Source organism: uncultured Ruminococcus sp. (assembly GCF_934476685.1).
Lineage (GTDB): Bacteria > Bacillota > Clostridia > Oscillospirales > Ruminococcaceae > Hominimerdicola.
Genome location: NZ_CAKSNX010000008.1, coordinates 50,056 through 71,858 on the forward strand (window position 1 = coordinate 50,056; position 21,803 = coordinate 71,858).

Sequence of the window (21,803 nt, forward strand, 5' to 3'; positions counted from 1 at the left end):
TAATATAATATTAAGGGCGGATAACATCAGTTGTCCGCCTTTTCTTTATGTTCTGCGTTTTTTATTATTGCAGGCAGAGAGGACTGAAGTATGACTGTAACGTATTTTATCAGCTTTTTCCTGTCATAAGGCTGCTTGCTCCTTAATATCTCGATAAGATTTCCTGCAAGCGCCTCGGTATAGAAATTGCTGACAAAATCCTTATATTCCTCACTTATCGTAGCATTCACCAGTTTTTCAACGCTCTCTATAAGCTTGCGGCAGATGCCGTAAAAGTCATTGTAGAAAAATCGTTTTAACTCATCACGTCCCATAGAATCGTATGCGCAGTTTAGGATATGCTTGTTCTCCTCCACATAATCAAGGACGAAATTCAACACCTCGTCATAATCAAGCATAAGGTCATAATTCTTTACGACCTCCACAGCCTCCTGCTCCAGTATCCATTTCAGCAGGGATTGGATATCTTCAAAATGATAATAGAAAGTTTTTCTGTTTATGTTACAGTCGGCTACTATCTCGCTGACTGTTATTTTTGAGCTGGAATACAAAAGCAAGATATCAGCCGTTGAGGGAGTAAGCTCTGTAACGTGGCTTGACGACAGCATAGATATAACCGAGCCGCTCGAAACCGCCGACAGCAAGGCAGTTGAAAATTACTACAAGGACAACTTGGCACTTATGTCCATCACCATAGACGAAGATCACATCCTTGACGCAGTAAGCGAAATAAGAAACATTGTGGGCAGTGATAATAAAATGGAAGGTTCTGCCGTATCGACTGCCGCTGCGACCGAAAGCACGGTCAGCGAAATAGCTAAAATTGCGGCTATCGTCGTTGCCTTTGTGCTGTTCGTGCTTGTATTAACCACAACTTCATGGGCTGAACCACTTATCATCATGCTTGGACTTGGTGTGGCTATACTCATAAATATGGGCAGCAATCTTATATTCGGAGAAATATCCTTCGTTTCAAATGCCGCAGGTTCGATATTGCAGCTTGCCGTATCACTCGACTACTCCGTATTCCTGCTCCACAGGTTTGAGGACAGCCGAAAAAGCATAAGCGACCCGAAAGACGCAATGGTGGACGCTCTTTGCAAATCAACAAGCTCCATACTTTCAAGCGGTCTGACGACAGTTATCGGCTTTGCTGCACTCTGCCTTATAAGATTTAAAATAGGCGCTGACCTCGGTCTTGTACTTGCTAAGGGCGTGGCTATCAGCCTTATCACAGTATTTGTTTTCATGCCGAACTTCATACTTATTGTTTACAAACTTATCGACAAGAGCCACCACAGAAAACTTCTCCCAAGCTTTAATAAGTTTGGAAAATTTGTCAGCAGGATAATGATACCTATGACAGCGGTGTTCGTTATCATAATCGCACCGACTTATCTTGCGTCAAATGCTAATAGTTTCTATTACGGCTCATCTCACCATCATCAAAGGAAGAGGTCATATACATTATGACTGACGCAGACGGCTCTGTAAACGGAGTATACGCAGTAAATATTTTCGGCAGCGGTGATATAACCGATCACGGCTCTTACGACAGCGTAAAAATGCTTAACACAAACGATAAGATAACTCAGGACGGCGACAAAATAACCTTCAGCACAAACGCTGAAAAGGCATATATGCAGGGAACGCTCAAAAACGCTGAGATACCATGGGACATATCCATAAAATACTTCCTTGACGGAAAGGAATACACACCGAATGACATTGCAGGAAAAAGCGGCAAGCTTGAAATAAAGCTGAAAATAAGCAAAAACGAAAACTGCAAAAGTGATTTTTATGAAAACTATGCGCTGCAGGCAAGCTTCGCTCTTGACACAGAGCTTTGCAGCAACATAAAGACTGACGGCGCAACTACGGCAAATGTGGGCAGTGACAAGCAGATATCATACACTATCCTGCCGAACAAGGGCATCGACACCTCGATAACCGCTGACGTAAAGGATTTTGAAATGGACGCTGTATCAATAAACGGTGTGAAGTTAAATCTTGATATAGACATTGACAGCTCTGAAATTTCAGATGAGGTCGCTGAACTCAATGACGGAGTTACTAAGATAGATGACGGCGCAAATTCAGTTTCCGACGGTTCTGACAAGCTAAAGGACGGCGGAGCAAAACTCAGCAAGGGCAGCTCTCAGCTTTCAGACGGAGCAAAGACTCTTGACAACGGCATAACAAAGCTTTCAAGCGGCGTTTCGTCAATGCAGAGCGGATTAAAGGAACTCAGTTCACAGTCCTCTACACTTACAAAAGGTTCTGCTCAGATGAGATCTGCTCTGGCTCAGCTCCAGTCCGCTCTGAACACAGTTTCTGCCGACACAAAAAATCTGAAAAAGCTTACCTATGCGTCAAGCGAGATAAAGACCGCTGTCAGCGAACTTACAAGCGGAGCGCAGCAGCTGAAAAGCAGCGTTGATTATTCACAGTACAAGTCAGCAAATCTCTTGTGAGCGGTTCTCAGTCGGTAGACAAGGGTGTTTCAGACCTGTATGACGGAATAGTAAACCTTTGCGACGGAACAAAGGAATTATCCGACGGCACGGGAGAACTGAAAGACAGAACGTCGGGAATGGACGATGAGATAAACATCAAGATAGATGACGTTATCTCGGAGATGAAAGGCGGCGACGGCGAAGTTACATCTTTTGTATCGGACAAGAACACAGATGTTGAGTCGGTACAATTTGTTATAAAGATACCCGAAGCAGAAGAGGAAGAACAGCCCGCAGAGGAAGAGCTTACCTTCTGGCAGAAGCTATTAAGACTTTTCGGTCTGTACTGATAAAAAACAGCAAGCATACACACAGAGAATGAGTGTGTATGCCTGCTTTGTATATTCTGACATAAAAATAAACCGCCTGCTAAAAAACAGGCGGCTATAAAAAGCGCAGATGGAGAGATTTGAACTCTCGCGACGGTATTACCGCCCTACCGCATTTCGAGTGCGGACCCTTCAGCCACTTGGGTACATCTGCATATGCACATAAAAATATCATATGACATCTCATAAGACTATAATATTATACCACATATGCAGTGCAAAAGTCAAGCTTTTTATTCAAATTATTAGTTTGCAAGCCTTTCGTTAAGGTACGCTCCGACCTCTTCCGGTCTTATCTCAAGCGCCATTGCAAGCTCGTCAAAAAGCAGCTCTTCTGCGTCCTTGAAGAAGTATTCATCGGAGGCATGAAGCTTTCTTCCCTTTGCGAACTGAGATTTTCTGTGCTTATAAAGCGTCCTTACCATGATAGCAATGCTTTTTATATTGCCGTCTGAGAGAGTTTCTCTGAAATATCTTATTCTCTCGCTGTCGGACTTTATCCACTCAGCTCTTTCCTCAGACATTGCCTCAATTATATCCTCTGCATCGGCTTTAGTAAGCACAGGCTTTAGTTTTGACATAAGATTTTCATTGTCAACGGGAACATAAACCGTAGAATTATTCTTATACACAGGCTTAAGAACAAGATATTTCTTCATCTCGCCTTTAACCTTCTGCTGCATTTCGCCGCTTACTTTACACACTCCTGTTGAACCATATGACACAACACTGCCTATTTCAAACATACAAATTCCCGCCTTTCTCGCTAAAAATACACTTTTTCTTACTATTTAATTATATCACATTTTCTTAATTTCCGACATAGGCAGATTGCACAAAAAAAGCAGGATTTTACTATTAGAGGGCAAAAAACAGCGGACAGAACCTATAAATTCTGACCGCTGTATAAGCTGCGTGATATATTCTTAACTTACTCAGCTGTTTCCATAAGCTGAATAGCCTTCATAAGTATTGCACATTCAAGACGCTTTTTCTGTATCTGACATGAAAGCTTGTGTGCATTATGAATATCACCTGCGTAGATATAGTTATTTGCATTGCATCCGCCGCTGCAATAGAACTTTGCCCAGCACTTTTTACATTCAGGCTTTGTATAAACGTGAGCCTTTGCAAAATCGTTCTTCATATTGAGGTCAAATGTGCCGTCATAAAGGCTGCCCATTTTATACTCCTCGATACCAACGAACTGGTGACATGGGTAGATATCTCCGTCAGGTGTTACCGCAACATACTCGTTTCCGCAGCCGCAGCCACGAAGTCTTTTAATTGCGCAAGGGCCCTGATCCAGATCAAGCATAAAGTGGAAGAAGTTGATGAACTTTCCGCTGTTTCTGATGTTCTGTATCTTCTCGGAAAGCACCTCATACTCCTTGAATATCTTAGGCAGATCAGCCTCTGTGATAGCATAAGGCTCTTTCGGATCAGCCATTACAGGCTCTACTGAGATCTGGTCAAATCCCATATCATAAAGGTGCATAACGTCATTAGAGAAGTCGAGGTTATACTTTGTATATGTACCTCTTACATACCAGTCCTTATCCTTCGGACGCTTGTCCACAAGTCTTTTAAAGTTCTTTGTAATAAGATCATAACAGCCTGTGCCGTCGATCTTGACTCTCATTCTGTCGTTTACTTCCTTTCTTCCGTCGATAGAAAGGACAACATTGTACATTTCCTTATTGATGAAGTCGATCATATCATCTGTGAGATGAACGCCGTTAGTAGTAACGGTGAAGCGGAACTTCTTGCCGTACTCCTCTTCCTTTGAGCGGGCATACTCAACGATCTGCTTTACCACGCCGAAGTTAAGGGAAGGCTCGCCGCCGAAGAAGTCAAGCTCAAGGAACTTTCTGTCCGCAGATTTTTCAAGGAGGAAGTCGATAGCCCTCTTACCTGTTTCAAAATCCATAAGCTTTCTGCCGACACCGAAGTCACCTGTTGACGCAAAGCAGTATTTACATCTCAGATTACAGTCATGAGCGATATGGAGGCACATAGCCTTGATAGGTGACGCTACTGCTGAAAGAGCGTACTTCTCATAATCGTCCTCGGAGAAAAGTATCTTGTCATTATAAAGAGAAACTATTTCCTCATAGCACTCTTCAATATCGTTTCTGTCATATGCTTTTGCAAGCTTGTTCATAACGTTTTCAGGACATTTGTCCTCGAACGGAGGCTCAACGTTATCCAGCAGATCATAAGTCAGATCGTCAACGATATGCACACCGCCGCTGTTTACATCAAGGAGAACATTATAGCCTGCAAGCTTAAATTTATGTATCATTACACTACCACCCTCACTAAGTTCATACAAAAATAAAGGGACATAAAAATGCCCCTTTACTAAGCGCTTTACTTATAATTATGCTTCTCTCTCGCACTTCTGGTTAGCAACTGTGCATGAAGTCTTGCAAGCTGACTGACATGAAGCCTGACATTTGCCGCAGCCGCCTACTGCTGCTGTCTTCTTGAGATTAGCCTTGTTAATTGTCTTGATATGTTTCATAACAGATACCTCCGATAAATAAGTTACCTATATTATATCACATTGCGCAGGTAAATTTATGAATGTATAGTGAACGTAGTTTAAATATTTATGTTCATTATATTTACAGTTAATTCCTCTTAGAGTTGACGCCAACCACTCCCCCTGCTGCGGCGCAGACGAGGGTAATGACCAGTTTAGTCGGCACAGAGAAGCTTTCCGCCGCCTTTGTGAACAGCGCACTAAGTACGACTATGATAAGAAAAATGAAAACTCCGCACAGCACTCCCATAAGCAGACCGTTTCTTCTCCGTCTTTTTCCGCTTATATATCCCCCTGCATACGCTCCCACAGCCAGTGCTGCGGTTGACATAACTGACAGCATAAAGTCCTGAGCGTCTATCTTTGTGATAATGAATGCAAAGCCGCCTATAATAAGCAGCATTATGCCGAAAGCGATGACCGCCGAAAACAGCGGTTCTGAAACCGTTCTGAATGTTCTGAGATCCTTTATGCCACGCAATTTCATTTTTCTTTCCTCCGAATCAAATAGCATTGCCATACAAAATATAAATAATATTTATATTAAATAATATTTATATTATTTATATTCGTGAGGAAAAGAAAAAAGACCTGCCGAAAAACGACAGGTCTGAATTTCAAAAATTAATCATCATGAACAGTTTCGTTCTTTGCAATAGCCCATTTCTTGATACGGATCTTACTTCTGTCTCCGCCTGTTTCGATAACTACTGTGTCCTCCTTGATCTGGAAAACTATGCCGACAATACCGCCGTTTGTAACGATCTCATCGCCGATCTCCAGATTATCTCTCATCTGAGCGTCTTTCTTTTCCTGCTTCTTCTGTGGACGAATGATAAAGAAATAGAAAAATACAACGATAAGAATAAGCGGGATAAATGTAGCCGCATAACCTGCGGTAGTGTTTCCTGCCGCTGTAAGAATGGCTGCACTAGCTGATAAATTCATTAAAAGACCTCCAAATATTAAATACTTCTTTTATTATATCAGATATGTATTAATTATGCAAGGCTATTAACAATAATTTTTCAACTTTTACAAAATTATTTTTTGTTCTTGATGTACTCGTCAATAGCGGCAGCAGCTTTCTTGCCTGCGCCCATTGCAAGGATAACGGTAGCAGCGCCTGTTACAGCGTCGCCGCCTGCGTAAACGCCTTCCTTAGTTGTTGACTCGTTTTCGTCAACGATAAGGCAGCCGTGCTTGTTTACTTCAAGACCAGGAGTTGTGCTTCTGATAAGCGGGTTAGGTGAAGTACCGATAGACATGATAGCTGTGTCGATCTCAAGCTCGAAGTTTGAACCTTCAACAGCAACAGGTCTTCTTCTTCCGCTCTCATCAGGCTCGCCAAGTTCCATCTTGATGCACTCCATGCTCTTTACATGACCGTTCTCATCGCCGAGGATCTTAACAGGGTTGTTGAGTACGAGGAACTCGATGCCCTCTTCCTGAGCGTGATGGACCTCTTCCTTTCTTGCAGGAAGCTCGTCCATTGAACGTCTGTAAACAACATAAACGTGCTCTGCGCCAAGACGCATTGCTGAACGTGCAGCGTCCATAGCAACGTTACCGCCGCCGACAACAGCTACGTTCTTAGACTTCATGATAGGAGTTGCATACTCGTCCTTGTAAGCCTTCATAAGGTTGATTCTTGTAAGATACTCGTTAGCTGAGTAAACACCAACAAGACCTTCGCCCTCGATGCCCATAAATCTAGGAAGACCGGCACCTGAGCCTACGAATACAGCCTCATAGCCCATTCCCATAAGTTCGTCGATAGAAAGTACCTTACCGATAACCATGTTTGTCATGATATTAACGCCAAGTTCCTTCAGGTTGTCGATCTCGTGCTGAACGATAGACTTAGGAAGTCTGAACTCAGGGATACCATACATAAGAACGCCGCCTGCTGTATGGAATGCTTCGTAGATAGTTACATCATATCCCAGCTTAGCAAGGTCGCCTGCGACAGTAAGGCTTGAAGGACCGGCGCCGACAACGGCTACCTTATGTCCGTTCGGCTCAGCCTTTTCTACTGCAACAGCCTTGTCAGCCATATAGTCAGCGCAGAATCTTTCAAGTCTGCCGATGCCGACAGGTTCGCCCTTGATTCCTCTTACGCACTTGCCCTCACACTGATGCTCCTGCGGGCATACACGTCCGCAAACAGCCGGAAGAGCGTTTGTTGATTTGATTATCTTATATGCTTCCTCGAACTCGCCCTCTGCTACCTTAGCAACGAATTCAGGTATTCTAACGCTTACAGGACATCCTGTCATACAAGGCTTGTGCTTGCAGTTAAGACATCTTTTAGCTTCCTCAATAGCTTCCTCAGGAGTATAGCCAAGAGTTACCTCTTTAAAGTTTCTTGCTCTTACCTTAGGATCCTGCTCCGCGATCGGAGTTTTGGTCAAACTCATATTAGGCATTATCTTACACCTCCAGTAAGTCTGCACACATGTGCCTTTTCCTGTTCCTTATAAGTAGAATTTCTTCTCATAAGCTCATCAAAATCTACCTTGTGACCGTCAAAGTCAGGGCCGTCAACACAGGCATATCTGATCTTGCCGTCAACAGTAACACGACATCCGCCGCACATTCCTGTACCGTCGATCATGATAGGGTTGAGTGAAACAAGTGTCTTGATGCCGTAAGGCTCAGTTACCTTGCATACGAACTTCATCATAGGAACAGGTCCGATAGCGATAACTTCGTCGAACTTAGCGCCGCCGTCGATAAGCTCCTGCAGCTTGTTTGTAACGAAACCGTGATAGCCGTAAGAACCATCGTCTGTACAGATGTGGAGATGTGAAGAAGCCTTGCCCATCTCTTCCTCAAGAATAAGGATATCCTTATTTCTGAAACCTGCGATAAGGTCAACTTCAACGCCCATGGAGTGGAGCTTCTTAGCCTGTGGATAAGCGATAGCACATCCAACTCCTCCGCCGACAACGGCTACTCTCTTAACGCCCTCGCCATACTCTGTGGCAACGCCGAGAGGACCTACTACGTCATGGATATACTCGCCCTGTTCAAGCTTAGCAAGCTCCATGGTAGAACCGCCGACAACCTGGAATATAATTGTGATCGTTCCCTTTTCTCTGTCATAATCAGCGATAGTAAGAGGCACTCTTTCGCCCTGCTCGTTTACACGGTAGATGATAAACTGGCCGGCTTCAGCCTTTGCAGCAATGAACGGTGCGTCGATTTCCATCAGCACAACATTTTCATTTAGCTGTTTTTTGGTTACTATTTTATACACTGAAAATCCCTCCTGTAATTAAATTATAGCTTCACGCTTATAAACATTATACAGCTTTTCGCTAAAAAATACAAGGGTTTTTATGATGTTTTGATGATAATTTGCTGATTTTCACATATTTTTTACATTTAATACAGCAAAGTGTACATCGGCTGTGCAATATCTTTCCTCAGACAGTCTGATTTTCCAGAAAGGTCTTGATATTTTCCAGTTCCCCTGCCATACGCTGGGAGAGGTCAGCCTGCGGCCGGAAAAGGCTGTTATAGGTATAGACCGCTGTACCGCAGCAAACGCCCTGTGATACAGCGTCGGACATCTGCTGTGCGATAATACCCTCTGTGCGGGTAAACTCATCATCTGCGCCTATCTTGTATGCTCCAAGACCTGCCACCAGCCGCACGTTTGAGGTCATCATATCCTCCCAATCTCTGAGGGTGCTTTCAAAAGGCTTGACAGAATTTTCATAGCCGAAATAGATCTGAGGAACGATATAATCGCAGAACCCCGCTTCTGCGCACCAGCGTTTAACGTCCGCATACATAAAGTCATAATTATTTTCGATATTCCCCTGCGGAGATATCCCCACTTCTATCTGCGTATCGGCAGCTTTTACCGCACTGTATATATTACTGCACATTTCGGAGATATTTTCCGTCCGCCACTGGGAAAGCGTTTTGCCTCCCGACATCTGAGCATAGCATTGTGCGTCAAAATCCTCATCTGTGGTGGGGTAAAAATAATCATCATAGTGTATGCCGTCCACGTCATAGTTCTCTGCTATCTCCGCCGCTCCGTCGGCAATAAGCTCCCTCACCTCGTCATAGGCAGGGTCGAGCCATAGGTTCTCGCTGTTTTCAACTTCCTTTATATAGCCGTTCCCCATTGAAAGCCACTGCGCCGTTTTGTAATATGAGCTTACCACGCTCAGGCTCTCCTTTGTCTGACATCTCAGCGGATTTATCCATGCGTGGACGGAGAGATTATAACTGTGAGCGATATCGCAGGCTGTTTCAAGCATATCAAATCTCAGCGTTCCGTCAGCTGCGGTCAGATACTCCGACGCAGGGTACAGCTTTGACTCATACAAAGCGTCGCCGAAAGGACGGACGTGGAGATAAATAGTGTTAAATCCTGTATCAGAAATATTTCCGCAGGCTTTTTCAAACTCCGCTCTGAAAAAATATTCGTCACCTGTGAGCATAGGGGCAAGGTCGATATAGGAGAGCCATATCCCCTGCTGACTGCTGTAATTGAGCCTGTCCGAAGAGCTTTCCGCAGAATATCCGCTCACAGTATTTGAAACAGGTATGACCGAACCTGTTCTCAGCTTTTTCAACCGTTCCATACCGTTATCCTGCGGCCGGGCATCATCATTATATCCGCTGCAGCTGCAAAGCAGCACTGCTCCGACAAGCAATGCAAACCTTTTAAAAGCTCCGAATTTTATCATATTATCATCTCCGAAATAAACATCTTATGTTCTTTGTATTCTCACACCGATACATTATATTTATTCTATTGGCTGATTATGATAATTTTATTCAGACACAAAAACAGCCGATACTTTTTAGTAACGGCTGTAAGTTAAATAAGTTGAAACTTATATTTTCTTGTTGCTTAATACAAGCAGGGAAACTGCTGTAAACATCAGATTATATGCAATTACCACAGACGGTGTTATCTGCGAGAATGTTCCGAGGAGCATTGAGGCAAGTGAGATAACTGCCGCAAGGACGATAGCGCCCATTTGTATCGCTACCCCGAAATAAGCTGCGGATTTTATGCGCTTTGCGCCTACCATAAGCATTGCGAATGAAGTGAAATGTCCGCTGCAAAGCATTGAAGATGATACCTTATCAGTATACTCTGTTTCCTTTTCATACTCATTATGGAATCTGAAAGGCAGCAGCTTTACCGAGCCGCTTTCAAGACCGAACAGATCTGATATAAACTCCTCAGAAAGGAATCCGTCAACACTTCTTATAACTGCGACGATGCCCTCGCTTTCAAGCTCCTGCAGCCACTTTGTAACGGATATCGACGGCTGAACCCTCACCACGAACATAGTCGAAACAACGCCCGAAACGGAAAGGTAGAGAACTGTATTATCTCCGCCGTACTCCTGCTCCTTTGTGAGAGGAGGTATCCCGTCTATGGAATGGTTCTCCATAAGCTTTCTTGTGCCGAGAAGAACACGCTTGTTGTCTATCCAGCCGGAAAGTCCAAGACCGTCCTCATAGATATAGCTTTCCACAGGATAGAGCATTTCAGTTTTGCCCTTTAAAATGCGGTAAAAAGCATTTTTCAGAACGCTGCCTGCCTGACAGGTAAGGCTTGCCGCCATAAGTATACATTCTTCAAGAGAATTTGCTGAGAGCAGCTTTAGGTTCACAAGGTCAACGCTGTCCTTAGGGAAAAGCTGTTCAGCCTCCACCAGCATCGAGTTTGCGTCCGCATACTCATCAACTGCGCTGTAACCGAGCATTACAGAAGAATACTGCAAGAACTTGTTTGCTCCCCTGTTCATAGGAACGTTCACCGCAAGCATGAGCGAAACTGACGAACACATAGTCACAACGCCCGAAAATGCCGCAAGCGCAACAAATATCTTATCCACAGCCGCAGATGCGTTCTTATCAAAGATAAATGAAAGAAGAGCGACCACCGCTCCGGCTATAAGTATTATCGGAGAAACCTTACGGGCAAATTCGTCCGAAATATCGGGAGAATAGCTGTGCTTTACAAAGTCGCTGACGAACTCGGTCTTTTCCATAGCCGTCATCACAGCAGGATCAGCTTCTGTTCCCTTAGCAAAATTTGCAGCGTTCTCATCGCTGACACGCTTTACAGCATATCTGTCGAACTCGCCTGCAACGTATCTGAAATTCTTTTCAGTACGCTGAACTATCATCATCTTACCCAGCGTATTGAACACAAGTCCCATTATAGCCGCAGATATATAGACGTGATAATAGCCCTCTCTCACCGATTCAGGCTCAAAGAGGTTGATTATTCCCGTTATGACCGTGACGAAAATGCCAATGGCGGCAATGGAGTCGCAGTCGGGTTTTCGGTTTATCATATTTTTTATTCCTGCGGTCATTACCGTATAGGAAACGCCCAAGGCGATAAGTCCGAGGATAGTATTTGTAAAGAGGAATGCTGACGGTGATATTGACCTGTCGAAAGTCTTTATCAGCGGCAGTTCAAAATCATTCGCCACAGTTATGAGCAGGCTGAATATGCCCGTAAATAACAGAACGCAAAGCCTTAAAAACAGATTGCTCTTGACCTGAAGTATATCATTGAGTATCTTCGGCGCTTCACCGAAATTCTCAAATTCCTTCTGACCGTTCACCACTGCTGCGCCTTCGGCAGACTTTTCATCTTCATTTTCAGAGGTGTCAAGCACAAAGCTCTCGACCTTTTTTCTGCGGTGTTCGTAGAGAGCCGCAGTTTTCTCTTCAAAGGTAGCGTCATTATCCACCATAGGGCGGTCAAATTCCTCAGTTTTCGGGATTATCTTGCCTGTAAGTCCAAGCTTTATATCCTTGACGCTGGGTCTGTTCACAGGAGCGACATTCCTCTGCTTTCCTGTTTTCTTCACCTTTCCCCTTGACATACTGCTTATCTTCTGAGCAGCCCTTTCGGCATTCGCCTCGGTTTCAGCCGCCTCTTCATCGAAATCAGCCGCTCTTCTCGGAGTATACTCATCATCTTCCTCAACGTCATCTGAGCCGAAAGAAAGATCCTCCGCCACATCGGCAGAGCCGTTCACATTATCGTCGGAAGTATATATATCAGACTCCGCCGCATTTTCCTCATTATCCTGCTGCGGATCTGAGTTATTTATCTTATCGTTATATTCGGAAAGTATATCGTCTACCGAAAACTTATCCGCCATAGTATTATCACTCCAAATCCTACTTTACTACTTTAAATTTCTCTGCCTTACCACTTCGTACATAAAGATACCGGCAGCGACAGATGCGTTGAGCGACGTTATCTTTCCTGCCATTGGCAGACTAAGAAGAAAATCACACTTTTCCTTGATAAGACGTCCCATGCCGAATCCCTCAGAGCCTATGACAAGACCGATAGGACCTGTAAGTTCAACTCCGCTATAATTCTCTCCTGCTCCGTCTGTACCGTATATCCATACTCCCCTGCTTTTCAGCTCGTCAACGGCTGCTGCAAGGTTCGATACCCTCGCCACAGGCAGCCAGCTCGCTGCGCCTGCGGAGGTCTTGTTTACGGTAAAATTAAGTGACGCACTTCTCCTCTTCGGAATGATGATGCCATGCGCTCCTGCGGCTTCCGCAGTACGGATTATCGCTCCCAGATTATGAGGGTCTTCTATCTCGTCACATATGATAACGAAAGGATCTTCGCCTTTCTTTTCAGCAATATCAAGTATATCCTCCACGGACACATATTCTGCGCAGGCACCCACAGCTATAACGCCCTGATGTGACGCACCGCCCGACATAAAGCTGAGCTTAGTTTCATTTACTCTCTTTATAGGGATACCCTTTTCGGCAGCCATATTGCAGATAAGCGAAACTGAACCGGTAGCTTCGGGGTTCACGAATATCTTATCGATAAGCTTATCGGCTTTCAGCGCCTCGATAACGGGATTTCTTCCCACTATCAGTTCGCCGTCATTTTCCTCTCTGCGCTGATCTTTTCTCTGAAAATTTCTGCGCTCTGCATCTCTGCCGTCTTTATTTGGTTTGTTATTATCCTTTTTATAATTTTTCATAACTAATTTAATTAATTCCTTTTCAGTAAAATACACCAATATGCATTATAACACAAAAATCCTTAAAAGCCAATAGACTTCAAGGATTTTTTACAGTTTAAACAATTTCGCAATGTATTTTTGTGAATATTTATAAGCATAGGAGAAACGGCTCTCAGCACAGCGCAATGGCGAGCAGCAGCATACCCACAGCGGCAGAGGATATCACCGCCGCAAACACTATCTTCAGCGCCGATACATCTCCTATCTTTTTCCTGCGTACAGGTTTTGTGCTGCCGCCGAACTGACCGACAAACAGTTTAGCCTGCTCGTTGAGCTGCTTTCTTGAGGTAAGATTATTTTTTGAATTGACGAACAGAAGAGCCTTATCAAAGTATTCATTGTTCGGACACTTTACTTCAATAATTTGTTTAGAAATTCCCTTAATCATTTGTTCACGATCTCCGTTTTCAAGTTATTTATATCTTTGACAGGCTTTTAACACGGCTTTCAACATTTTATAGTTGAAATGTTGAAAACTCAGCTTTTCAACCGTTAAACTCAACATTTTTGTTGAAAACTCTGTTGAAAGAGTTGAAAACCTATGGATTTCAGCCGTTTTCAACATTGTTTATTTATGTTGAAAAAACTGCGCTGTTCAAAAATATGTACTTTAAAACAGATTTTTGTCTGACACCGAAACAAATTCGGCATTTTAAATATTACGAAACCGTTAAATCAGACTTTTGAGATTTGAACACCCTGCGGCTTTCCCCGATATTTCGCAGACAAGCCGCAGATATGAATTTGTTTTTGTGAAAATCGAGTGAAAAGTCCAAAAAGTCGTACTGACCAGCCACATTCCCGAAGATATCCGCCTGCATAGAAAGTCTGTACAGAAAACGGTACTTCTATTCAAAGAAAATCACCGAAAAAATTAAGTTCTCAGCGAAAATTTTTATCTTGTGGTAAGGAATTTTATGGCTCTTTCGATAGAGTCCTTTGAGTTGCCCCAGTCGGCATTTGCACCTGTATTGCGGTAGTCGTACATCTTGCAGTAGTGTGAAACGTCCTTTTCAAGCTCGTCGAGATATTTTACTGTCAGCTCGCTGCAAGCGTCGATAAACTGCTTCTGATACTTCTTGTCCATTTTCTCAGCACAAAGGCTTGTGAGGAGATCATAGTGCGGCAGGCACAGCATCTCCTGCTGGGCGAAAAGCTCTCTGAAATCACGCTGCTGGGTGTACATTTCAAAGAGGGTAACAAGTATTCTTGACATACCCCAGTCTATCTTGTTGCACACGAAACAATCGTTATTTACGGCTGAAACACGCTTTTGCTTTGCGGTCTTGCCCTCGAAAACGCTCTGCTTTGACATGACCTTTTTCTGTATCTGCTGGAGGTGTGTCTGGAGCATAAGAGCAAGGGAAAGGCGGTTCTTGCAGGCTCTCATCTGTTCAAAATGCACCTTGCAGAATCCCTGCTTATTTGTTTCGATACGCACGTCAGGCTCCATCATAGCCGCACCCATAATGTACTCGATAGTTCTCTGCTCCAGCATATCACGCAGGCGGCATATAGGACAGCCGCATTTAGGCTCAAATATGTCAGTAACAGGTATGGTAAGTATACTTTCTCTCATATTTTGTAAGGTCCTTTCCTATATATTGAGATTATTATATCATGTATTACGAATTATTTCAACATAAAATAATCAATATATAGTCAGAAGTATCTTTAGTCAATTATCATCGGTAAAGGAATATAAAAAGCAACTGTAATAATTGTCGCTATTATGTATGCTATCACTTCATGGTCTTCATCTATACAGTACTGTTGCAATGCATTCAACGCATGATTAACGAGCAATACTAGAAATGGAACAAGCATTATAATAACATAAGCAATTATTGATGCAATAATGTCTAGCAATGAATCATCTGTATAACCATCATCATGCCCGATATAATACATTAATATAAAAACAGGCACAGAACGTACAACATTTAAAATTATCGGTAATATTATTTTATTTTTATTCTTAGTATAGCATTCTGTAAATAAATAACATTCACATATTTCTAATGCTCCAGCAGCTATCATCATAATGATCGTTATTATTCCCAATGCATTCAGTATGAGTTCTCCAACTCCGATAGCTCCGATAATTATTGCCAAAACTACGGCTATTATAAAGCCGCCCCCAAAGAAAACTATTATCATAACTCAAATCCTTACTTTCTTTTCATTTTTTATTTGTGAATACTTAATAACACTACCTTGACGTTCTTAATGATAATAGCTCATAAAAAGCACCTCCAATGGTTATTTAAACATATTTTATGTACATATTATATGTTCTTTTGAATATTTTGTCAAGGCTTTTTTACGAAATTTGATAGAATAAAAAATAAGAGGGGTGATAATTTATGCATATTTATAAAAGAATTAAAGACCTACGTGAAGATAATGATATTTCTCAAAAAAAAATTGCCGAATATTTAGGTATAAGGCAAGAACAGTATCATTTGTACGAAAGCGGAAAAAGAGAAATTCCTTTCCATTTGGTTATATGTTTGGCTAAATACTATAAAGTATCTATTGACTATCTGGCAGGCATAAGCAATACAAAATCCGGTCTGTCTGTCAACACTTTGAAAGATGACGAATTGGATATGCTGAAAAACTATCAGATATTAACATATGAAAATAAAATAAGAATAAGTGAACGTGCCAGAATATTGGCAGAATTCCAACAAAACAAGTAATAATATCCAAACGAATATTATTTATATATTATTCTCTTTATATACAAATTTGAGATTTATTATATGTATGAGGTGAATTTTATGAACTACACAAAAAGCGGCAATGACATATTACTGAAACAATCTGACCTTGATCTTGACGAAACCCTTGACTGCGGACAGGCTTTTCGGTGGGAAAAGACAGGCGACAAGACTTACCATGGAGCATTTCTTGATGATCAGCTGACCGTCAGCGAGGAAAGTGAAAAGGGTGTTTTCAGATTTCACGATACTTCTGCCGAGGATTTTGAGAACATATGGGCAGACTATTTTGACCTCAGCACCGATTACGGCGAAATAAAAAAGCGTTTGTCCGAGGACGAAACGCTTGCAAAGGCTTGTTCATATGCGGGCGGTATCCGTATCCTGCGTCAGGACAGCTGGGAGGCTCTTTCTTCTTTCATCATCAGTCAGAACAACAATATCCCAAGGATAAAAGGCATAATCGGCAGGCTGACCGAACATTACGGCGGATATCCCTCACCTGAGGATATGCGTGAGGAAACCCCTGAAAGCCTTGCTTATCTGCGTTCGGGATTTCGTGCAAAGTATCTTACGGACGCTGTTGCAAAGGTGCTCAGCGGTGAGATAGACCTTGAAAAGATAAGGGAAATGCCTATCGACGAGGCAAGAAAGACTTTGCAGACCATAAAGGGAGTAGGTCCAAAGGTGGCAGAATGTTCCCTGCTGTTCGGCTTTTACAGGACGGAGGCTTTCCCCATAGACGTATGGGTGAAGCGTGTTATGGCGAACTGGTATCCGAACGGAATGCCTGCCTGCTCAAAGGGCATAGAGGGTATCGCACAGCAGTATCTTTTCCACTACATACGCACTTCGGGAGTTGAATTTGAAAGCTCTCCCCACCAGCTTTGATTTTCTTTGTACCACTTTATCGTTCTGTCAAGTCCCTCGGAGAAATCAGTCTGGGGCGACCAGCCAAGCTCTGACCTTATTTTTGCGGCATTTATGGCATACCGCAGATCATGCCCCTTTCTGTCGGCAACGTATTTTATAAGGCTCTCCGACTTGCCGAGTTTGTTCAGTATGAGTTTTACTATGCTTATGTTTTCCATTTCGGTGTTTCCGCCGATATTGTATATCTCCCCTGCTTTGCCTTTTCGGATCACTGCGTCTACGGCGGAGCAATGATCCTTTACATAAAGCCAGTCACGGACGTTCCTGCCGTTTCCGTAAACAGGCAGCGGCATATCATTCATTGCGTTTATGGTCATAAGGGGGATAAGCTTTTCGGGAAACTGATATTCTCCGTAATTGTTTGAACAGCGTGAGATCGTGGCAGGCAGACCATAGGTGCGGTGATATGCCTGCACAAGAAGGTCGGCGGCGGCTTTTGATGCGCTGTAAGGGCTGCTTGTGCGTATAGGAGAATTTTCATCAAAGCTGAGGTCAGGTCTGTCGAGTGGAAGATCGCCGTACACCTCGTCAGTTGAGATCTGATGAAAGCGTGAAGTTCCGTACTTTATGCAGGCGTCCATAATGACCTGCGTTCCCAGGATATTGGTTTTTAGGAATATATCTGGGCATTCTATGGAGCGGTCAACGTGGCTCTCGGCGGCAAAATTTACGGCAATATCGGGGCGGTGTTCGGCAAAAATGCGGTCTATGCTCTCCTTGTCGCATATATCCGCACGGCAGAACGCAAAGTTTTTTTTTGCCATTGCTTTTTCAAGTGTTGAAAGCCGTCCTGCATAGGTCAGCTTATCAACGCAGACTATCTTCTGATCGGTGTACTTTTCCAGCATATAGTATATAAAATTCGAGCCGATAAATCCTGCTCCGCCTGTTACTAAGATCGTCATAAATATCACTTCCGTTAAAAATCGTGCTGTATTTCCTTGGACGGTATTGTCAATGATATTATAGCACATTTTATTTGTATGTGCAAATGCTTTTGTCTGCGCCGTTTTAAATAGGCAATACCACACAAAAAACAGGCTGAAAATACGACATTTGCAATATTGACAAAAATCGTCCCATAAGTTAAAATTATAAAGACAATGTAAAAATAGAACTTAAAATGAGGTGTTTGTTTGAAATTAACTTTTGACGTTGCGGACAAGCCAAAGTCCGGACAGCTTATTGTCTTTGCCCTCCAGCAGATGCTCGCAATACTTGCGGCGACTATTGCTGTACCGCTTATAATAGGCAATGGGCTTACCCCTGCCGCTGCAATGTTCGGCGCAGGTGTCGGCACGATCGTGTACATTCTTTTCACCAAAAGAAAAAGTCCTGTTTTCCTGGGATCTTCTTTTGCATTTCTCGGCTCTATGGCTGCCGCTTTTGCAGGCGGAGTTTCTATGCAGCTCGGAATGTTGGGACTTATCATCGGTGCGGCTCTTGCAGGACTGGTGTATGTGATAATCGCCGTTGTGGTCAAATTCGTCGGAGTAGGCTGGCTAAACAAGCTTATGCCTGCCGTTGTTATCGGACCTACTGTGGCTATCATAGGACTTTCACTTGCGGGAAATGCTATCGGCGATCTTCTTAAAGGCGATGTGACAAAGCAGATCACAGAGTACGCTGTATCAACTGACAGCGGAACTCCAGAAATGATCGAAACGGTATCTTCTGTTGCAGTCGGTTCGCCTTATGCGGCATTTATCTGCGGAATGATAACCCTTGCGGTAGTAATGCTCTGCTCCACCTACGGCAAAAAGACTATGAAGCTTATTCCTTTTATTATAGGTATACTTGCAGGCTATGCTGCGGCTTCGGTTTTCACTGTTATAGGAAATGTCTGCGGCATAGATCCTCTGAAAATAATCGACTTCAGCGTATTCAGCAGCTATATGCTTGAAAACGGCAGCATATCACTTAAAACTTTCCTCAGCATTCCGGACTTCGCTTTCGTGAGCGGAATAAAGGGCTTAAAGGAATTTGATATTTCATACTTTGCAACTATTTTCGTTGCATATGTGCCTGTGGCGCTGGTCGTTTTCGCTGAACACGTTGCAGACCACAAAAACCTCTCTTCTATCATAGATCACGATCTTCTTGAAGAACCGGGTCTGACAAGAACTCTTCTCGGCGACGGAGTAGGTTCGGTAGCAGGAGCTATCTTCGGCGGCTGCCCTAATACCACATACGGCGAATCGGTAGCCTGCGTTGCTATTACGGGAAATGCCTCTGTTATCACGATATTTGCCGCAGCCATAGGCTGTATGCTGTTCTCTTTCATCACTCCGCTGGTAGCCTTCGTTGATTCGATACCTGCCTGCGTAATGGGCGGCGTATGTATCGCACTTTACGGATTTATCGCCGTATCAGGTCTTAAAATGATACAGAACGTTGATCTTGAAGATAACAGAAATCTTTTCGTTGTTTCCGTTATCCTTATTGCAGGCATAGGCGGACTTACACTTACATTCGGCAAGATAACCCTTACAGAAGTTGCCGCAGCGCTTATCCTCGGCATACTCGCAAACGTTATGCTTTCAAAGAAAACTGAAAGTGACAAAAATAAAGACTAGATACAGAAAGGACTAATGAAAATGGGATCAGTAAACATTATCAATCATCCGCTTGTAAAGCACAAGATATCACTTATGAGAAACGAAGAAACAGGCACAAGAGAGTTCAGGATACTCGTTGAAGAGGTCGCAATGCTCATGGGATACGAGGCTATGAGAGATCTCCCGACAGAGGATGTTGAGATCAAGACCCCTATCACCACAAGAAAGCTGCCTATGCTCACTGGAAAGAAGCTTGCCATCGTTCCGATACTCAGAGCAGGTCTTGGCATGGTAAGCGGTCTGCTTGCGCTTGTTCCATCTGCAAAGGTAGGACATATCGGTCTTTACCGTGACGAGGTCACACACGAACCGCACGAATACTACTGCAAGCTCCCTGAAAGCATAAATGAAAGACTTGTTATCCTCTGCGACCCTATGCTTGCGACAGGCGGTTCTGCTGTACAGGCTGTGGATTTCCTCAAGGAAAAAGGCTGCAAGAACATAAAGTTCATGTGCATAATCGCTGCTCCTGAGGGACTTGACGCTCTCAGAGCTGCTCACCCTGACATCGACATCTACGTTGGAAATCTTGACGAAAAGCTCAACGAGGACGCATACATCGTTCCAGGTCTTGGCGATGCAGGCGACAGAATATTCGGTACAAAATAAGCAAAAATATCAGTTAAACGAAAAGCTGCCATTCATAAGGAATGACAGCTTTTATATGTTTATTTAATTCTGCCGGACTTTGTCTGCGATAGCGGCAAACTCACGCTTTCGTGTAATGAAATATGCCAACGACACAGCCGTACCCGTTATTACCCATGACACAGGGTAAACTATCATAAGCACCCAATAGCTCCTGTGCATCTGAAATACTGTCGCTACCCATACAAGGCGGAAAACGCAGGTACCAAGCACAGTTATGACCGCAGGGATAAGGGAACATCCCATTCCACGGAGGCAGCCGCCGGATATTTCATATGTACCTGTCAGAAGTTCAAAGAAGCATACAAGACACATTCTTATCATTGCATAGTGGATAACATTTTCATCGGTGGAAAATATCCTTATGAACTGATGTCTGCCGATAATGAAGATACTGCTCAGCGTAAAGCAGGCAGCAAGACCGATGAGCGTACAGAGGGCATAGATCTTTTTGCAGCGCTGTTTTTCGCCTGCCGCAAAGTTCTGGCTCGTAAAAGTCGTGGCTGTCTGAGCAAAGGCATTTATAACAAAATATGACATAAACTCAAAGTTCTGAGCAGCCGTACCTCCTGCGATACCGCCTGAGCCGAAACTGTTTATGGCAGCCTGTATAACAACATTTGAAAGTGAGAAAACCATACTCTGTATGCCAGCAGGCGCACCTATCTGAATAACTCCAAACAGGTATTCTTTCTTTATTTTAAGCCGTCTGAGGTCAAGTCTGAAAGTTTCCTCCTCATGGGTGAGAAAAAAGAGTATAATGCCTGCACTGATAATATTTGAAATAACGGTAGCGATAGCAACGCCTGCTACTCCCAGCTTAAAAACTATTACCAGAAGAAGATTAAGGCACACATTAACTATACCCGACGCAATGAGCGCATAAAGCGGTCTGCTGCTGTCGCCCTTACTTCGCAGTACAGCCGAACCGAAATCGTATATCTCGATAAAAGGCATCGTAAAGAAGAATATCCGCAGATAGAGCGTAGCAAGTGAAAGGACTTCTTTGGGGACGTTCATCATTTTAAGCAGCATAGGCGCAATAAACTCGCCCAAGCCGAGGATTATAAGTCCGCTGAATATTGCAATAAGTATGATCGAATGAACAGCCTCGTTTATCTTTTCCTTTCTGCCCTGACCGATAAGCCTGCCGACAACAACATTTGCACCGACGGACAGCCCCATAAACAGACTGACGATCAGATTTACAAGTGAAGCGTTGCTGCCCACCGCCGCCATAGCATTGTCGCTGTCGAAACGTCCCACCACGGCAAGGTCTGCGGAGTTAAAAAGCTGCTGCAAAATACTTGACACAGCAAGCGGCAGAGCAAACACAACAAGCTTTCCCACAAGAGGACCATGGAGCATATCTATTTTTCTTGATCTCATTTCAAAACTTCTTTCTACACAAATCAAATT

General features: G+C 43.4%; 23 protein-coding genes and 1 tRNA gene. 7 read left to right on the top strand and 17 right to left on the bottom strand.

Annotated elements, in window-relative coordinates:
• Positions 1 to 26: 26 nt before the first annotated feature.
• Entirely contained in the window at positions 27 to 551 is a 525-nt protein-coding gene (locus Q0E19_RS08725; RefSeq protein WP_294408954.1) for a TetR/AcrR family transcriptional regulator C-terminal domain-containing protein, read from the bottom strand.
• On the opposite strand from Q0E19_RS08725, the gene Q0E19_RS08730 reads away from it, so the two are divergent.
• From Q0E19_RS08730 to Q0E19_RS08740, 3 genes are read left to right on the top strand one after another with little or no spacing between them, the layout of a single operon-like run.
• Positions 499 to 1,473: an MMPL family transporter gene (locus Q0E19_RS08730; protein WP_294408956.1), complete on the top strand. Its 975-nt coding sequence runs from the start codon at positions 499 to 501 to the stop codon at positions 1,471 to 1,473. The genes Q0E19_RS08725 and Q0E19_RS08730 overlap by 53 nt on opposite strands.
• Positions 1,470 to 2,474 (top strand): hypothetical protein, encoded by a 1,005-nt coding sequence (locus tag Q0E19_RS08735; protein ID WP_294408959.1) that lies wholly within the window; start codon positions 1,470 to 1,472, stop codon positions 2,472 to 2,474. The genes Q0E19_RS08730 and Q0E19_RS08735 overlap by 4 nt, the downstream gene beginning before the upstream one ends.
• Entirely contained in the window at positions 2,471 to 2,806 is a 336-nt protein-coding gene (locus Q0E19_RS08740; RefSeq protein WP_294408961.1) for a hypothetical protein, read from the top strand. Before Q0E19_RS08735 ends, Q0E19_RS08740 begins: the two co-directional genes overlap by 4 nt.
• Positions 2,807 to 2,910: 104 nt before the next feature.
• On the opposite strand, the gene Q0E19_RS08745 is transcribed toward Q0E19_RS08740, so the two are convergent.
• The 14 genes from Q0E19_RS08745 to Q0E19_RS08810 form a co-directional block, all read right to left on the bottom strand.
• Positions 2,911 to 2,999: transfer RNA gene (locus tag Q0E19_RS08745), tRNA-Ser, on the bottom strand.
• Positions 3,000 to 3,090: 91 nt separating this feature from the next.
• Positions 3,091 to 3,591, bottom strand: coding sequence for a CarD family transcriptional regulator (locus Q0E19_RS08750; protein ID WP_294408964.1), 501 nt, complete (start codon positions 3,589 to 3,591; stop codon positions 3,091 to 3,093).
• 185 nt (positions 3,592 to 3,776) lie between these two features.
• Positions 3,777 to 5,150: a thioether cross-link-forming SCIFF peptide maturase gene (gene scfB, locus Q0E19_RS08755; protein ID WP_294408966.1), complete on the bottom strand. Its 1,374-nt coding sequence runs from the start codon at positions 5,148 to 5,150 to the stop codon at positions 3,777 to 3,779.
• 78 nt (positions 5,151 to 5,228) lie between these two features.
• Complete coding sequence (gene scfA / locus Q0E19_RS08760) at positions 5,229 to 5,372, bottom strand: six-cysteine ranthipeptide SCIFF (protein ID WP_294408968.1); 144 nt, start codon at positions 5,370 to 5,372, stop codon at positions 5,229 to 5,231.
• A 109-nt stretch (positions 5,373 to 5,481) separates the two neighbouring features.
• Entirely contained in the window at positions 5,482 to 5,880 is a 399-nt protein-coding gene (locus Q0E19_RS08765; RefSeq protein ID WP_294408971.1) for a TIGR04086 family membrane protein, read from the bottom strand.
• A gap of 137 nt (positions 5,881 to 6,017) precedes the next feature.
• Positions 6,018 to 6,341, bottom strand: coding sequence for a preprotein translocase subunit YajC (gene yajC, locus Q0E19_RS08770; protein ID WP_294408974.1), 324 nt, complete (start codon positions 6,339 to 6,341; stop codon positions 6,018 to 6,020).
• 95 nt (positions 6,342 to 6,436) lie between these two features.
• A complete protein-coding gene (gene gltA / locus Q0E19_RS08775; RefSeq protein WP_294408977.1) occupies positions 6,437 to 7,822 on the bottom strand; it encodes an NADPH-dependent glutamate synthase in 1,386 nt (461 codons plus the stop codon).
• Positions 7,822 to 8,655, bottom strand: a complete 834-nt coding sequence (locus Q0E19_RS08780) for a sulfide/dihydroorotate dehydrogenase-like FAD/NAD-binding protein (protein WP_294408979.1) — start codon at positions 8,653 to 8,655, stop codon at positions 7,822 to 7,824. The genes gltA and Q0E19_RS08780 overlap by 1 nt, the downstream gene beginning before the upstream one ends.
• Positions 8,656 to 8,824: 169 nt before the next feature.
• A complete protein-coding gene (locus Q0E19_RS08785; protein WP_294408982.1) occupies positions 8,825 to 10,105 on the bottom strand; it encodes a family 10 glycosylhydrolase in 1,281 nt (426 codons plus the stop codon).
• Between the two features lie 150 nt (positions 10,106 to 10,255).
• Entirely contained in the window at positions 10,256 to 12,559 is a 2,304-nt protein-coding gene (locus Q0E19_RS08790; RefSeq protein WP_294408984.1) for a hypothetical protein, read from the bottom strand.
• Positions 12,560 to 12,586: 27 nt separating this feature from the next.
• Positions 12,587 to 13,417 carry a 23S rRNA (guanosine(2251)-2'-O)-methyltransferase RlmB gene (rlmB, locus tag Q0E19_RS08795; RefSeq protein ID WP_294408986.1) on the bottom strand — a complete coding sequence of 277 codons (831 nt, stop codon included), beginning with the start codon at positions 13,415 to 13,417 and terminating at the stop codon, positions 12,587 to 12,589.
• A 154-nt stretch (positions 13,418 to 13,571) separates the two neighbouring features.
• Complete coding sequence (locus tag Q0E19_RS08800; RefSeq protein ID WP_294408987.1) at positions 13,572 to 13,847, bottom strand: hypothetical protein; 276 nt, start codon at positions 13,845 to 13,847, stop codon at positions 13,572 to 13,574.
• 507 nt (positions 13,848 to 14,354) lie between these two features.
• A complete protein-coding gene (locus tag Q0E19_RS08805) occupies positions 14,355 to 15,038 on the bottom strand; it encodes a DUF6062 family protein (RefSeq protein WP_294408990.1) in 684 nt (227 codons plus the stop codon).
• Positions 15,039 to 15,133: 95 nt separating this feature from the next.
• A complete protein-coding gene (locus tag Q0E19_RS08810) occupies positions 15,134 to 15,619 on the bottom strand; it encodes a hypothetical protein (protein WP_294408993.1) in 486 nt (161 codons plus the stop codon).
• Positions 15,620 to 15,825: 206 nt separating this feature from the next.
• Here Q0E19_RS08810 and Q0E19_RS11945 point away from each other — a divergent pair, with 206 nt between their 5' ends.
• The gene (locus tag Q0E19_RS11945; protein WP_365904901.1) at positions 15,826 to 16,164 is read left to right on the top strand and encodes a helix-turn-helix transcriptional regulator; all 339 of its coding nucleotides are present in this window, start codon (positions 15,826 to 15,828) and stop codon (positions 16,162 to 16,164) included.
• 81 nt (positions 16,165 to 16,245) lie between these two features.
• Entirely contained in the window at positions 16,246 to 17,076 is an 831-nt protein-coding gene (locus Q0E19_RS08820; RefSeq protein ID WP_294408996.1) for a DNA glycosylase, read from the top strand.
• Here the strand turns inward: Q0E19_RS08820 and rfbB are convergent.
• Positions 17,025 to 18,023, bottom strand: coding sequence for a dTDP-glucose 4,6-dehydratase (gene rfbB, locus Q0E19_RS08825; RefSeq protein WP_294408999.1), 999 nt, complete (start codon positions 18,021 to 18,023; stop codon positions 17,025 to 17,027). The two genes, Q0E19_RS08820 and rfbB, sit on opposite strands and share 52 nt — an antisense overlap.
• A gap of 231 nt (positions 18,024 to 18,254) precedes the next feature.
• On the opposite strand from rfbB, the gene Q0E19_RS08830 reads away from it, so the two are divergent.
• Both Q0E19_RS08830 and upp read left to right on the top strand, forming a co-directional pair.
• Positions 18,255 to 19,694 carry a solute carrier family 23 protein gene (locus tag Q0E19_RS08830; protein ID WP_294409002.1) on the top strand — a complete coding sequence of 480 codons (1,440 nt, stop codon included), beginning with the start codon at positions 18,255 to 18,257 and terminating at the stop codon, positions 19,692 to 19,694.
• A gap of 21 nt (positions 19,695 to 19,715) precedes the next feature.
• Positions 19,716 to 20,345: a uracil phosphoribosyltransferase gene (gene upp / locus Q0E19_RS08835; protein WP_294409003.1), complete on the top strand. Its 630-nt coding sequence runs from the start codon at positions 19,716 to 19,718 to the stop codon at positions 20,343 to 20,345.
• A 63-nt stretch (positions 20,346 to 20,408) separates the two neighbouring features.
• Here upp and Q0E19_RS08840 read toward each other — a convergent pair whose 3' ends face one another.
• Complete coding sequence (locus tag Q0E19_RS08840; protein ID WP_294409006.1) at positions 20,409 to 21,773, bottom strand: MATE family efflux transporter; 1,365 nt, start codon at positions 21,771 to 21,773, stop codon at positions 20,409 to 20,411.
• Between the last annotated feature and the right edge of the window lie 30 nt (positions 21,774 to 21,803).